The sequence below is a fragment of the Microbispora cellulosiformans genome (assembly GCF_008728085.1).
Taxonomy (GTDB): Bacteria; Actinomycetota; Actinomycetes; order Streptosporangiales; family Streptosporangiaceae; genus Microbispora; species Microbispora amethystogenes.
Genome location: NZ_VYTZ01000014.1, coordinates 183,102 through 197,692, shown reverse-complemented (window position 1 = coordinate 197,692; position 14,591 = coordinate 183,102). Strand labels below are relative to the sequence as shown.

General features: G+C 66.8%; 11 protein-coding genes. All 11 read right to left on the bottom strand.

Features of this window, described 5'->3' with window-relative positions:
• Window positions 1–56: 56 nt before the first annotated feature.
• The 11 genes from F5972_RS30285 to F5972_RS30235 all read right to left on the bottom strand — a co-directional run bounded on the left by F5972_RS30285 (window position 57) and on the right by F5972_RS30235 (window position 14,361).
• Window positions 57–3,932 carry a hypothetical protein gene (locus F5972_RS30285; protein WP_150938384.1) on the bottom strand — a complete coding sequence of 1,292 codons (3,876 nt, stop codon included), beginning with the start codon at window positions 3,930–3,932 and terminating at the stop codon, window positions 57–59.
• Between the two features lie 52 nt (window positions 3,933–3,984).
• Window positions 3,985–5,232 (bottom strand): hypothetical protein, encoded by a 1,248-nt coding sequence (locus F5972_RS30280; protein WP_150938382.1) that lies wholly within the window; start codon window positions 5,230–5,232, stop codon window positions 3,985–3,987.
• A 68-nt stretch (window positions 5,233–5,300) separates the two neighbouring features.
• On the bottom strand, window positions 5,301–6,869 hold the full coding sequence (locus F5972_RS30275; RefSeq protein ID WP_191910385.1) for a DUF5677 domain-containing protein: 1,569 nt from the start codon (window positions 6,867–6,869) through the stop codon (window positions 5,301–5,303).
• Between the two features lie 489 nt (window positions 6,870–7,358).
• Entirely contained in the window at window positions 7,359–7,844 is a 486-nt protein-coding gene (locus tag F5972_RS30270; protein ID WP_111700456.1) for a hypothetical protein, read from the bottom strand.
• A 407-nt stretch (window positions 7,845–8,251) separates the two neighbouring features.
• Window positions 8,252–9,274 carry a DUF932 domain-containing protein gene (locus F5972_RS30265; RefSeq protein ID WP_150938380.1) on the bottom strand — a complete coding sequence of 341 codons (1,023 nt, stop codon included), beginning with the start codon at window positions 9,272–9,274 and terminating at the stop codon, window positions 8,252–8,254.
• Between the two features lie 134 nt (window positions 9,275–9,408).
• The gene (locus F5972_RS30260) at window positions 9,409–9,969 is read right to left on the bottom strand and encodes a hypothetical protein (protein WP_150938378.1); all 561 of its coding nucleotides are present in this window, start codon (window positions 9,967–9,969) and stop codon (window positions 9,409–9,411) included.
• A gap of 557 nt (window positions 9,970–10,526) precedes the next feature.
• Window positions 10,527–12,029 (bottom strand): YifB family Mg chelatase-like AAA ATPase, encoded by a 1,503-nt coding sequence (locus tag F5972_RS30255; RefSeq protein WP_150938376.1) that lies wholly within the window; start codon window positions 12,027–12,029, stop codon window positions 10,527–10,529.
• Between the two features lie 5 nt (window positions 12,030–12,034).
• A complete protein-coding gene (locus F5972_RS30250; RefSeq protein ID WP_191910384.1) occupies window positions 12,035–13,117 on the bottom strand; it encodes a DUF4192 domain-containing protein in 1,083 nt (360 codons plus the stop codon).
• Between the two features lie 71 nt (window positions 13,118–13,188).
• A complete protein-coding gene (locus F5972_RS30245) occupies window positions 13,189–13,503 on the bottom strand; it encodes a hypothetical protein (protein ID WP_150938372.1) in 315 nt (104 codons plus the stop codon).
• On the bottom strand, window positions 13,491–13,925 hold the full coding sequence (locus F5972_RS30240; RefSeq protein ID WP_150938370.1) for a hypothetical protein: 435 nt from the start codon (window positions 13,923–13,925) through the stop codon (window positions 13,491–13,493). Before F5972_RS30240 ends, F5972_RS30245 begins: the two co-directional genes overlap by 13 nt.
• Window positions 13,926–13,941: 16 nt before the next feature.
• Complete coding sequence (locus tag F5972_RS30235; RefSeq protein ID WP_150938368.1) at window positions 13,942–14,361, bottom strand: hypothetical protein; 420 nt, start codon at window positions 14,359–14,361, stop codon at window positions 13,942–13,944.
• Window positions 14,362–14,591: the final 230 nt, after the last annotated feature.

Below are 14,591 nucleotides of genomic sequence, written 5' to 3'. Positions count from 1 at the left end.
TTTCAGGTTTGTCTTGGTCGACTAACCACTTACCGGAGACCTCTCACGTTGTCGATCTACGCCCGCTCCGATGCGTCACCCGGCTCACGCATCACCGCGGACTTCGATACACGCCCTAGGAGCCGTGATGCCAATGCGCGCACGGTCAGGTATGGGCCGTTCGCGTGGCGTTGGAGAACGTCGTGGCACAGGTCCGCGACTGCGGGCTGCGCCGCGTCGACGTCCGCGACTACCTTGAGCAGCCACGACAGCAACGCGGGCTCGTCCAGGGCAGGCAGGGTGGCCGCCAACGCTTTAGCCATGGCCTCCGGGCGATGTGTAAGGAGGATCTCCACAGCTAGGAGGGCACGCCGGCGGTTCTCTTGGCCAGGATGCGCCAGGGCACCAATGACAGCTTCGCTGAACACGACGTTGATCTCGCCGGTTGAGTTGGCGGTCAGGCTCTGTAGAGGCGGCGTGTAGGGCTCGTCCGGATCGTCCTCGTCGACCATCCTCGGCGTTCGGAGAGCGATCACTGCGTGCGCCTCATCCCAGGCGGTGAATGCTGCGTCGTGTGGCTCTTTCTGGGTCCTGAGGCCGCTCACGAGGCTGGCGTGGATCAACGCTTGGCTGACGCCATAAGAGCCATGGTGGCTGCCTGCGACTACTCGAGTGACCTCGGAGGTGACGGTCGCCCAAGCGGTGTCTGCGTCGAGCCGCGTGGCGTGGCGGAGCGAGTCAAGCTCGGTTTCACCACCGAAGTTCATCCAGCCGCCGTTCCCGCGCGTTCGGGTCCACGCCAAGGCGAGGGCCGCGGCGGCGAGGCGAGATTGGCCATGGCGTTCCAGGCCCTTGCCAAGAGAGGTGAGCAGGCCACTGCGGTCGAACGTTTCTAGGGCGCCAGCAAGGGTGTGCAACGCGGCTTCTGCCTCCTGTACGGCCCCGGCTTCCGCTAGTTCGACCAGGCGGTAACCGATGATGTTGGCGAATCGTTCGGGTGCCCAGTCCGGGCTGGCCGACTCATAGGGGCGGCGCCGCCAGGTGCGGATGGCGCGAGCGACGCCGACAGCACCGCTGGGGAAACCTCCGGCAGCAGTCCGTTGCATGTCCACGGGTGGTGCCGGCCGTGCGCTGGGAGTTGGGCTCTCGTCTGACTTCTCATCGACGGCGGGTGTGGGGCAGATCTGCGGCGCGTTCACCTGTGCTGCCACCAAGTTGACCGCCTCTACACGCATGTTGTCCTCGGCGATCAACTCATCACTGTTGCTGTACGGATGGCGGAGGGGACGTTCGTCGGCGCGCGCCAGAACAAGAGTGAGCAGTCGCCCGGGAAGGTCCGCGCCGGAACCGTCGGCGATGTCGGCGAGCTGTTCCGCCATGGCAGGGTCCGCGTCGTCTAGCGGCATCGGCAGCGCCAGTCTCAGTGCGCCTGCGACGACCGGGTCGGCGAGGCGATGCCAGGATCGCCACAGGTCTTCCAGCGCGCCGTTGTAGAGGTCGTACACATGGCCGCACCGTTTCAGCAGCGCCGGTACGGCCAGCTGGGTGAGTGCGGCAGGGTCGGCCTTGGCGAGGAAGGTCCACCATTGAGTCCAGGCGCTACGGGTGCTTTTCCCATCGGTGTGGAGCACCACCCGCTCGCAGGTCGGCTGCACCTGCGCGAGCCGAATCCGGGCACGGGCCGGATCTACGGCGATGAGGTTCGGGAGCGGATCGAGGACCTCGTAAATCGTGATGTCCTTGTGAAAACCGTACGCGGTCATCAGGCGACAGGCTTCACTCCAGTATGCCTGCGCCTGGCTCGTGTCCCCGCAAATGATCGAGAAGCGTGCCGCGATGAGCCTGTACTCGGCCAAAGTCGAGTAGTAGCGGCGTCCTCCACCATAGGTGAGGGCGTTGTCGAGCAAGGCCTGGGTGGCCGGGCGGCGGGCTGGTGTCGTTGTCGCGTCAATCGCTAGCGTCAGCAAGGAATCTGGAGTCAGAGGACCGGCATCCAGGCCACGCAAGGAAACACCCACGCCCTCCGTAACTTGCTGGAGGATGGCCAAGGCCGCCGTCCAGGCGCCGTCGTCAAGTAGAGCGACGGCACGGCGAAGCGTGTCTGCGATCTGCGCGTGAATCGGGTAGAGGTCGCAAGCTCGCGGATCACCTGTGAACGGGTTCAGCTCGCCGGTGAGGAGACGGAGAGCGTCCAGTGCGAGCCGTGCTCTGTCGCTTTCCGCAGCTTCCGCCTGTACCAGCGCCACCACGAATCGCAGCCAGCACCGGTACCATCCTTCGCCACCAAGCAAGCCTTCAACGATCGGAAGGACGGTCGGATCACGGCGAGCAGCAATCGCACACTGATCGAGCCAAATCGGCACCCGATCCTCCGCGCGGAGGGCGTGCTGGCTCGTGACCTTCTGAGTGAGCGCCATCAGTGAGACTCGCATCTCGCTGATGGACGCCTTGTCGATCTCCTCGAGTGCGGCGCCGAGCTCGATCAGGCGGTGGGCGCTACCCGGCGCGTACTGTTGTGTCGCGAGGGGCACCAGCCGGGCGAGCAAGCCCTCATTGCCGGGATCGGTCGAGTGACGAGCGATTTCGGCGAGGGCGAGCGCCGCGGCCGCGGGGCTGGCCAGGTGATCGACGAGCTCCGCTGCGGGCTGGATGCCTATCACATCGGCGACGATAGGGATGACGTCGTCGGACGGGAGCTCGGTGTCATTGAGGAAGCGGGCAATGCGAGCGTGTTGTGCTTGCACGCGGGTGTCGCTGGTTGACGTCTGCCGCAGCTGGCCCCGTACCCAGGCCAGGTCAACCGCTCGGCTGGACTGAGGCCCGTAGGACGTTCTGTCGTTTGCCTGCCACTTCGCGAAGGCGCGCAAGTAGTCCCGCCAGGGCGCCACCGCTCCCGCAGCATCGATGGCCGCGCACAGTTGGAGCCCAGCTCGCGCAGGTACGGCGGTCTTGCCCTCGAACATCAGCCTGCTTGCGAACTCTTCGCCCCCAAGCAGTGCCATCGGCACGTCGATGTAGTCCACCATGGCGGAGTCCAAGCGCTCGTCCTCGAAGGACTGAGCTGCGCGAGCCAGCTCGATGCAACGGGTCAACGCGGGCAGTTCGCCCAGACGTCCGGCGCAGCTGGTCGCGACCGCGAGGTTGGCCGCAATCGCCGACGCCGGATGTCCACCAGCCACCGCATTAGCAGCGAAGTCGACATCGACCAGGTCAAGTACCTCTCGGTCGCGCCCGGCCGCGGCCAGCGTCGGCAGCAGGAAGCGGAACGCCCGCTCGTCGCTATAGAAGCCACGAGCCGCGAGCCAGTCGACAACGAATCGAAGATTGGCCGCCAGCGCACCCGGATTACTCTCGATGCGCCGCCGCAGAAAGCGCGAGAAGGACTCGTGGTAAACGCGGAGTCCGCCCTGAGCGGCCCGTTCGGCCAAGACGGGCGCCAGCGTCGCGAGCGCCTCGTCCAGCCGGTGAGAGAGGTCCGGCCTCATCTCTGCCAACTCGGCCCGGTTGACCGGGAAATCGAGCAGGCCAATGACGTCCGCCACGCCCGAACCTGGTCCGAGCGTGACTGTCAGGTGGGTGTAGTAATTCTCCAACGTGCCATCGAACGGTGGAAGCGCGCGAAGGGCGGCCTTCGGATCAGCCTCAGCATCGGGACGCGCCAGCACTTCCCGGCAAAGGTAGGTGGCGTACAGAGCGTTACCGCGGGACCGTTCCCCGAGTACCGCGAGGAAAGTACCGGTCTGCTGCTCCTCGACGATCGGGTTCATGGTCTCTGGACCGACGACCAAACCGAAGTTCGCCGCCAGCGCGCCAAGCTCCGCTTCCGTCAGACGAGGGATCTCAAAATTGCGGGCACCTGCGTTCTGCAGCGGCGCAAGGTGGTCGCCGGGCTGGCTAAGCACGATCAGGACGCTGCCGGCCGGAATATCAAGTGCAGCCAGCGCGGAGGCCACAGCCGCGGAAGGATCGGCGCCTGGCCGAGACGCCACGATCCGCGCGACATGATCAAGGCCATCGACAATCAGGGCTACCCGACGGTCGGGCTGAGCCAGTACAGCACGGGTAACAGCGTTGGCCAGCGCCGCGCGCGTCCACGGCATACCGGGGCCGCTGGGCATCCACCAAGCTCGGATCGGCCTCCGCCAGCCGCCACAGCAAACTACCGAAGACGGTCTCGACCTGCACACGCTCATCGCGCTCGTCGAGCGTGTCATTGAGATAGCAATAGTGCTCAGCGACCAGCCAACCGGCCGAGATCAGATCCCGGACAAGCTGGTCACAGACCCAGGATTTGCCCTGGCCTGGCGGCCCGGTGAGCACCAGCGGAACAGCCTGCGACGCCGCTCGCTCCGCAGCTTTGTGAACATCCGCGACAGTCGTCGGGCGAGCCACTTCGACCGACCGGTCAACAGGGTGGGCCCGGGATACGGCTCCAAAGTCTCGCCTGAGCTGTGCACGCTGCAGCATGGCTTCCGCCGTCGGCGTGCTCAGTCCCTGACGCGCTTGTCGCGCAAAGGTTGCGAACGCTTCCGCCACATCCTCCGCTGACCTGTCTGCGTTGGGATACGACTCCGCGCCGACCTCGGTACGGACCCTCGTCAGGAGAATCCGTTCCGCCGGTCCCGGCTCGAGCATGATTCCGCTCGACCTAGGTGCCTCGACCTCGACGACCAGACGCTCACATAGCCACGCCAAGTCAGCCCGGCCAACGGCCTTAGGTCCGGAGCGGAGAAACGCAAACCTAGAGCGTCCTGCTCTAGTCCCCGCCGCAGCTTCGGCCGGTTCTAGCGGCCAGAGCCGGTCAACGTCAAACCGCAGCCGCCGCGTTTGCATACCCGCGACGAAAGGGCCTGGATCAGGGTTGGCCGGCACCAGTACGGCGGTCAATGCCTCATCCACGGGATAGGTATCCCTAAGGACGACACGAAACGCAAGATCGGCAACACTGTTGCCCGGACCATCCCGATCAGCGACGGCTGCCGCCACAAGGCGATCGAGCCGCAGATCGCGTCCGTCGGTAGTGAAAGTCTCCGCCGCCAACGGCTTGTCGTCGTTGTCGGTGTGCTTGAACTGTGTACGTTCGCGCCGACCATCGATCGTTATGACCGTGAGATCGTCGAATCGGTCGTCGCCCACTTGCTTGACGTCGACGTGTGCAGCGGAAAGCGTCCCCAGCACGAGGTCGACCAGGCGGCTCGCAGAAAGCAAGTCCTGGTACTCATATCCCCGATGGGCTGCCTGGAGGCTAGACACCGACCTAGATTAGGCGATCGGCGTACGCCCGAGACGGCACGTCTCCGGCAGACCGAGGGCCCTCGCGGTCACGCAGGGCCGGTGGTGCCCACTCCTCCCTCGTCTGCGGGCCCGCCCCCGGTTGCTTCCTCGTCCGCCTCCGCGCCGAGCCAGGCAAATGCGGCTTCTACTGCGTTCTCGTCGGTCCCGAGGATCTGTAGGCTGATTCGGATCAGGGTGTAGAGCTGATTTACCCATGATGTTGCGAGGTCGACATTCCCGCCCGAGTTGAGAGATAGACTTGCAATGAGGTGCCCTCCGTGAAGCACGTTCAAGCAGCGCTCCATCGCATGGGCCTCAATTGACCACCATTCGGAGTGCGCGACCCCGCTCGCCATGGAGTACGCCTGGCGGTAGAGATCCAGAAGGCCGCATTCTTCAGCCATGGTCCGTATAGACTTTCCCTCCGCGAAGGAGTCGCGGGTATCGACAACTCGATGATCGATAACCTCGTCGTTGCGACTTAACGTCTCCAATTCCTTGATGGCCTCCTCGAAAGCAGGCCGTCTCGCTTCCTCAGGCAGTTCGTCCATGATTCGTGCGTACAGCTTCGCCTTACCAGCTCCATACTCCTGGAAGGCGCGATAGATCGATGGGTCCTGCCGCGCCATCCACTGGATGTAGATGCGGATTTCCACCAGCACCCGGATGATGTGGGCCCCGTGCTCCATACACCACAAGTCCGGCGCACCGAGCGCTGCGATCACATCGCGCCCGGCACGGGCGACAAGCCCCGCGTGAACCTCCTGCTGTTCCCGGTCGTAGAGGCGCGCAGGCGACGTCTCGAGCGCCTCCACATAACTGGAGAGCAGATCCATCGCCAGCTGGCGAAGATGAGCGCCCTCAGCCGGCACCCCGGTAGGGGCAGGTTCCTCGCCATTGGATGCTGTGCCCGTCCGCAGATTCACGGTGCTCTCCTGGATGCCGGGCTCGTCCGCATCGAATTCGCTGCGCCGCATGCAACGTGAGGTCATAGAGTTCGCACCCCAGAAGACCTTGGCCCACCTGATGGCGTTCGCGAAGTGGCTCTTGTCTTCGTGGACCAGCAACCCCTTGTGCGCCCCCCACATCGACCGCACAGCCGAGTCCGCCTTGCCGCGTGTCTCGAAGTCATTCGGATAGGCTCGCAGCAATTCGATCGTCTCGGCGCTCGCACTAAAGGTGCCAGCCTGGACGGCGCTCCAGATGTAGAGGCACTTGATAACGGCTTCGCGGTGCTCATCCTTGAGTACCCCGAGCACAGCCCGAGCAAGCACATCGATCTCTTCCTGGCCGGGAGGTGTCATCGCACGATCCACAAGCCACTCAGCCGGGCGGAGCGGGTAGGAAGCCAAGGCGCTCGCAACGGATTCCGGGAGCAATCCACGTTCCTCAGCCCGGGCCCTGACCAAGGCCTTTGCGTCCGGAACTTGGGCAGCGAGCCGGTCGAGGCTGGTAAGTCGGCCATCAAGGCACTCGGCGATGAAGCGTGGCTCGACCTCCCCCGAGAGGTCTTCCTGAACGGCCTTCTGCCAACGGACGAATTGGACGGCTTCTGCCGTCCCGAGCTCGGACAGCGTGAGCACCGGCCACAACAAATCTGGCAAGTCGTCCCGCACCCAATCTCCGATCTGCAGGACGCCTGTCGCAGCGAGCGGGGACCGATAGGTGCGGCCCTTCCTGACGTGGCCAGCGAGCGGACCGGACCTCTGGTTGGGGCGTGGAACCGACACGTGACCACTGTAGGACTTGACGCCGACACTTCCGCGGCTCTCGACCCGGTGGAGCCGCACCGATGATTGAGCAGCGCCCCGTCCGACCAGCTTGCTGCCTGTTGAGCTCCAGTCGGCCCATTTCACAGGGGAGCACGCGCACATCGGAGAGCGCGGGCATGACGCAGGCGACCCTGCAACAGGGCCATCGGATCGCCACCGTCATCTAGCGTCAGCGTGCCGCTCGTCGAATGACCCCACGGTGCCTGGTGGGCACAACAAGCCAATCCCAGGGATAACTCGCGGTAGGCCGTAGGATCGCGGTGACCGATCTCAATCTGCCTTTGATCACAGAGTTGGAATTGGTCGGAGGGCCGGTTCTTTGCGAGCCGGCCCTCACTCTTCTCCCAGACATCGCTGCAACAGCAGGAAGCCCGGCATCTCGTTCCTCGGCCGGATCCCGACCTCGAAGATCTCTGGCTCCTCGAAGACGGGCTCTCCGCTGGGGCGACGCGCGTAGGCCACTCGCCCGTAGTCGACGCCGTCACCCCGGTCGAAGCTCATCCACGTGATGGCTTCTTGCTCACCCTCCCGGAGAGGGTGATTGGAGACGGCTCGCACTGCGATCGTGCTCGGCGGCTTGAACACCCACACCTGCGGAACCGCCAGCACCCACCGGGCCGCGTCGATCTCGGCCGCCTTCTCAGCTGCCCTGGCCTCGAACGCCGCCGCAGTCGAACTGTCGCGCAGGTAGTCGTAATCGCTTAGAGTCAGCTTCCGCGCGCCCTCGATCGCGATGATCGCCGGGCACTCGCGAGCCACGATGTTCTTCTCCAGACGCTCCACCACGTCAAACAGCAGATGCGCGGTCGCCTCGTTCATGTCGCCTCTGGCCCCTCGCTCGCGGCGTTTGCAGTCCACCAGGGTTTCAGAAACGGGTCGTACGAGGGGCAGATCCCGGAGAAGCTCTATCGTTGCGGGTGGCCCTCAGACGGCTGGTGGCCCCCAGCGCGTGGAAGACACGGGCGCCAATCTGGCCCGCCGTGATGGCAGATTTGCGAGACGGCTCGAACCACGTGCCTTGCGGGCGCGAAGTGCTCGCTGCTCCGTCTCCCGAAGCCGTTTTTCACGCGAGCGTGGATTGCGGCGCCCGCTTTGGCCGACGCTCCGACGATCCTTGCTGGGTGCTGGCAGCCCTTGCGTGCGGGAGCGTTTGGGGAACAGGCAACCTCCTTCCGTTGAGTACGGCTCCCCGCCGCTTGCCGACGGGGAGCCGTGTGAGTGTGATGTCAGACAGCTATGGCGAGCGGCTGATCCAGCACGGCGGCCAGCGTGCAGAGGGTGCCGCGGTCGAGCTCGTCGATGCCGCCCGTCACCGCACGGAGCATGTTTCGCTCAGCTCGCTCGGCGCCGCGTACGTTCTGCTCGTGGTGCGTGAAAGTGTTCACCGCCTGGACCACGCCCCAGGCCGTACCACGCCACGGAGCCACTCGGAGGTCGTGGTTCCAGAGCTTGGCCAGGGCGTCTCGCTTAATTTCCGCCATGGTGCGGCTGCGGCCTCGCTCTCGCGGCATCGGTGCGTGGGCGTCCAGGAATGCCTGCCACTGCCGCTCGGTGACCACAACCCGGCACAGGTCGCGTACCGCTGTTGAGAATTCGTCGGCCAGTGCGTACACGATGTGCAGCGCCTCGCGGGCCTCGGCGAGCCGGAACTTCGAGTGCCGAGAGTGCTTGATCTTCACCTGCTGCCCGTGCTCGGCAAGGCCGGCGGCCATCGAGTTGTCACAGACGATGTTGGTCACTGCTCGTTTGAACGTCGTGGCAAGCGAGCCGTCAAAGGACGTCGCCCCGAACAGGTGGGGCCGGAACTCGACGCCTTCGGGCGTGATGACGTTCTCGGGGACCTCGACCGACACCCAGGCGACCGCTCCGCCCTTGAGCAGTCCGGCGGAACCGATCGACAGGTCGGCGTCGAGGAGCCGGGAAATGGTGTTGATAAGCCACTCCACGTAGGGGTGCGGTTCGTAGCCGTCGGAGAAGATGCCCATCACGTGGCCGTTGTCGCTGCGCAGAATGGCTTGCCGTCCGGGCACCTGTGCGAGCCCGCCGCGCGGGTCTTCGACATATACCGGGCTGCTCAGCGCCTCCCAGCCGAACAGTCGCCTCTTGACGTCGTCCACAGGGATCGAGCCGGGATAGTGGTTCGGCTCCTCGCCCTGCATGCTCGCCCGGTAGTGCCAGGCCGTACCACGCTTCTCCGTGAAGCCGATCAGGGTGTTGGCGTTCAACCACTCCAGAGACTCCTTGGACATGTTCTTCTCCAGTTCGACGAAAATGAGAAAGGCACCGGCCGTAGCCGGTGCCGTCGATGTCGCTGATGATGTTGGTATGGCGAGTTTCCAGATTTGTTCGCACCTGTAGCGGGTGCGTAGGAGCTCGGGCGAGCTCACATGGAGCGCTGTTGTACGGCGTAGGCCACGCGTTCGGTGAGTTCACGATCGGCTGCGTGGATCTCGATAGTGCTCGTGGTGTCGCCGTGCACGGCGAATGAGCCGGAGGCACCACCCAGCCGCCACCGCACAACGGCCTGTCGCCCGTTCTCGGTAAGCGACGCCACGGGCAGCAGTTCAACCAGGGTTTCAACGATCTCGGCACGCGTGCCGTTCTCAGTCGCCTTCGTCGCCAGTCGCTCCCAGCAGGCCAGCAGGTCGCGTCGATAGTCGGGGAGTAGGCGGCGTTCGATCCTCTTCGCGACGAACTTCGCCCCTCGTGCCGCCGTCACCGTGATCTCGTGCCGCCGCAGGTCAGGGAGAGTGCCCCTGCTGCCGTCCGGGTAGATGCCGAGCACCCTGATCCGTCCCCGTTGATTCCAGACCGGATGCACGACGAGGCGGGCGTCAGCGGGTCCAAGCAGATAGGCCGGATGACCGGACCGCACCAGGGGCCTGTAGCCCTCCAGATACTCGGCGACCTCGATCACCAGTTCCTCGATTTCCCAGTCGTTCACGCACAAACTCCTTTCGTATTATTGATTGACGAGTTGAAAGCGGGCCTGGCAAGCAGCGGCGCGAAAGGAATTGATGACTGCCGATCGAGCGTCATCACTGATCGAAGGGACGCTTGGCGCTAGCATCTAAATACGGGATCCGGCGAGGTCCGAACGTCCGCCGCCAAGGCCGCTATACGCTTTGACCTGCGCTGACGGCACAGGTGTGACGGCTTGGTGACCGATTTGATTCAGGACATCGCCCGTTGAGCCGGAATGCTTACGGCTGCTCTTTGTTGCGTAGTCGTTCTTGCTCAGCGCGGTATCGGTAAATGTCTCGGCCGGGTTTGGCGCATTCCTGGCAGCGGCAGCCGTAGCTGTGGATGTCGCTGAGGTGGAAGAGCTGGGTGCGGTCTTGCCAGGGTGTGGGGTAGAGCGACTCGTCCAGTTCGACGTGGGCGCGTCCGCGCTGTGCGTTGACCTGGGTCACCGTGCCCGGGTAGTAGAACGGCGATTGATACGACTCCGTCCACCATGGCCGTACCGGGACGTGGAAGGAGGGGCGGACCAGGACGCGGTCACCGGGCTGCATCGCCGTCTGCCCCCTTCCACAGGTCGAGGGCTCCCGCCGCATCGTCGGCCTGGGGCCGGTCGGCGCCGCGCAGGTCGGCCAGCGTCCAGGCCACGCGCAGCAGCCTCGATAGCCCGTCAGCCGTCACGAGCCCGGCGTTGACCGCGGACCGTAGGAGCTCGGCGGCCTCCGGGGAGACGGGAAAGCGGGCGCGCAGGTCCGGTGCGGGTATCTCGGCATTGGTCTGCCATGGTGTGTCGGCCAGCCGGTGGGCCGCCCGGTCCCTCGCGTCGAGCACCCGCGCGGCCACCGTCGCACTCGGCTCACCCGCCCGCGCCATGCGATCCCCCCACTCGACAGGCGCGCGTACGGCGACGCGCGACATGAGCGGAGCGAGACGTGCCCGGTAGCGGCGCCTGACCTCCGGGATGCAGGCACAGTCCTGCCCTTCCGGGCACGGGCAGGGGCGCGCGTCGAGAGCCAGGGTGAACCGTGCCGGGTAGCGGACGCTCCGGCCCACCCCGGCGAGGTGAACCTGTCCGCTGTCCAGTGGCCGGCACAGGCCCTCCAGGACAGGGCGGGCGAACTCCGGCGCGTCGGCCAGATGCAGCACGCCGCGGTGAGCGAGCGAGACCGCACCGGGGCGATTGCCCGCCACGCTGCCGAAGATCGCCGCAGCAGTCTCCGAATGGTGCGGCGCGGACAGCGGCGGCGTGAGCCTCGGCACCCTGTGGGAGTGACCGGCCAGCGAGTAAATTTCGGCGACCTCCCGGACGGTCTCATCCGTCAGCGGCGGCAGGATGCCCGGAAGGCGTTCGGCGAGCATCGTGGCCGGGCCGTCGCCGGACAGGAACAGGTGGTGCCCGCCCGCCGCGCAGACCTCCAGCGCGCGGCGGGCCGCCTCGTTACCGCGCACGTCGGCCAGGTCGACGGCGAACGACGACGGCGCGACCTCCGGCCCGTGGTCGTGCCGGTAGTCGCGGAGGGTTCCGTGGCGGAGGTCGTCGACGACGTCGGCCAGGCGGGTTGCGGGGATCACCACGGCGCCGGGCACCTGGGCCGCCTCCCGCGCGCATGCGGCGGGGACGACGACTGTGCTGATTCCGGCCCGGACCGCGGCGGCCACCATCGGCAGGACGCCTCTGATGGGGCGTATCTGGCCGTCCAGCGCCAGCTCACCGAGGAACACCCGCCCAGTGATCCGTTCGGGTGGGATGAGGCCTGCGGCGGCCAGCGCCGCGACGGCCAGGGCGAGATCGGCCGCCGCGTTGTAGACCGGGAGCGCCGGTGTCACGGTCACCGTGACGGGTGTGTCCGGCCAGGGTGGTGCGCCGTTGGTGATCGCGGCCCGGATCCTCGCGCGGGCGGGCCAGACCGACAGCTCCGGCAGGCCGAGCAGGTGCAACCCCGCATCACCGGGTGCGGCACCGGCGTGGGTGTCGGCGTCGATGTCGATGAGGTGCGCGGACAGGCCGGTCAGGGCGACCGTTCGGGTAGAGGCGTGGCCCATGCCAGTCACCAGCCCTCCGGCAGCACCGGGCGGGTCCCGTCCGGGCACTGGGCGGCTCTGTCGGCGATCTCGTCGGCCATTCCGGCGAAGTCCAGGCCGCAGATGGTTTCCGGGGACAGCCCGCAGTCCAGCGCGGTGCGGATCAGGCCCGCCAGGCTGTAGCGGGGATCAGCCGACAGTGCCCGTTCCACCGCGACGCGCGCCAGGGGCCCGTCTCCGGTGCGCAGGGCGAGGAACGCCAGCAGCGCGGCAGGCGGGGCGGCGAAGTCCGGTTCGGCCCTGCGGGTGAGCTGGGTCCACAACCGGATGTGGGTGGCGTCGTCGTATCGGCCGATCAGGGTCATGGCGGCGTCGCGGACCAGGATCGCGGTGAGCCGCACGCTCAGCTCGGCGACCTCGCCGGGGGACAACTCCTGCCCGGCCTGGGTGCGGTCCAGCGCGGCGGTGATGTGGTCGAGGCCCTCGTGATACCAGTCGTGGGCGTCCCCTGAGGTGAGCAGGGTACGCGCCTGGGTGCAGGCCTGCCGGGTGGCAGCCCGCACGTGTTCCCGGTCGGGGCCGCCGGTGGGGGCGAGCATGGCCGTGAGGGCCGCGCGGTCAGGCCGGGCAACGTACCCGGCGAACACCGCCGCCGCGGCGGCCGGGTTGTCCCCAACGTCGTACGGGACGCCGTCGGGTGGGCAGCAGCCGGGATCGGGGCAGGCGTAGGACCAGTAGCGGCCCTCGTCGACCCGCAGGGCGTCGATCGTGTCGATGCCCGCCTCCGACAGGGCGCCGCGTACCGCGTCGATCACGGGGGTGACGTGCCAGCCGGGACCGTACCCGATCAGCATCGCCCGCTCGGAGCCGTTGCGGGTGAGCAGTTCGGCCAGGTGCCGGGCCAGTTCCGGGGTGTCCTCGGAGTTGCCGGGCAGGTCGAACCGCACGCTGAACCGCAGCCCCCGCGTGGTGCTGTCGGGGTCGGCGCCGGGTTCGAACGCCATCACCACGATGCTGCGCTGCGGATGGAACCCCAGCATGTAGGGCACGATCGCGATGAAGTCGACCGGGCGGCTCAGCCGCACGGTGTGATCCAGACCAGAGGTCATGAGCATCCTCCTGAGCATGAAGAAGCCCCCGGCGCGGTCAGCCGAGGGCGATGGAATGAAGAGAGGCGGAGTCAGCAGCGTTCGGCGCGGACGCCGCCGCGTGGGCCAAGGCAGATCCGCCGATCGGGGTAGTCGAGCCCGTCGGCGGAGCCGTACAAGGTGATTTCGCAGTCCTCCCCCACGCACGGGGTGAGCACGTCGGCCGCCTCGCGGTGCGTGAAGGCGAAGTGCGAGGGTTGCCAGTAGCCGTACCGGTGCCGGTCGGCCAGCTTCGCGTGGGCTTCGGCCAGGTTGGCGAACTCCTCCAGATCCTCGGGCTGTGGCGGGCTGTATCCGGTGCCGCCGTGCCAGAGCCCGTACCACCGGCCCACGCTCAGCCCCCGCATCCGGAGGGGCAGCCGGGCGAGGCGTGGTCGCCGCCGCAGTAGCCGCACCACTCGTCCATCGCGTAGATCGACAGCTCTTCGGCGTACCGGTCGCGCCACTCCAGTTGAGCGCGGGTGTAGGTGTCGAAGTAGTCGGCGTCGGTGTCGCCCGGCCGCAGCGTGAGGTAGTGCAGGACCGTCCGGGCCGCGCTGATCAGCTCACCGGGCGTCAGCACCGCGCCGACGCCCGAGCAGATGTCGGACGCGGTGAAGATCGTGCGTCGGCGCCGCGACAGCCGGTACCGCCAGCGGATCCGGCCGTCATCGGTCCGCCCGGCCGCCTCCAGCTCCAGCAGGTGATCGGTGTCGATCTGCCAGGCGGGCACCAGCCGGGAGCTGATGAGCCATCCGGGTGGCAGGGTCAGGGCATGCGTCATCGCCATGGCGACTCCAAAGGGTTCAGAAACGTGGAATGGCGCCGTCAGTACCGGCGACGGCGGGGAGGTGATGCGGGCGGACGGTCGCGCTGACCGCGTGGATCTCGCAGTCCTTGACCTCCAGGGCATCGGCGAAGCAGCGCGAGCAGCGGATCAACCGCACACGCGCCCCCGATGCCCGGTTGGTGTGCGTGGCGTCGATCCACAGATGGGTCCTGGCCAGGCAACCAAGACAGGTGATCACCTGAGCGGCCGTGGGCATTCGCGTGAGGGCCACCGTCACCACGTGCTCACGCACGCCGCCGGAATGGGTGGCAGGCACCAAAGTCGCGGTGTCTGGACGGACCTCGCCCAACGCGGCCACCCGCATCACGCGGCCCCCGCCGCACACCGTCAGGTCACCCACAGCCCAGCCGGCCCGGGCGGCAGACCTCACCTCCATACAATTGCCTCCCTTGTCGGTGCCTGTCCGGCGGCCTTTCGTACGGTCCGGCGGATGCGGGAATCAGGACGCGCTTTTACGTATGGCGGATTCCGGCGTGTCCGGCGCTCTCGCGTCGCGAATTGTGCTCACTTAAATACGGTGGCCGGAACGGCCCGACCGTCCGCACTCGGCAACAATTACGCAGCATTGCCGCGCACGCCGCACCGACGGCCGACCGTTCCGGCACC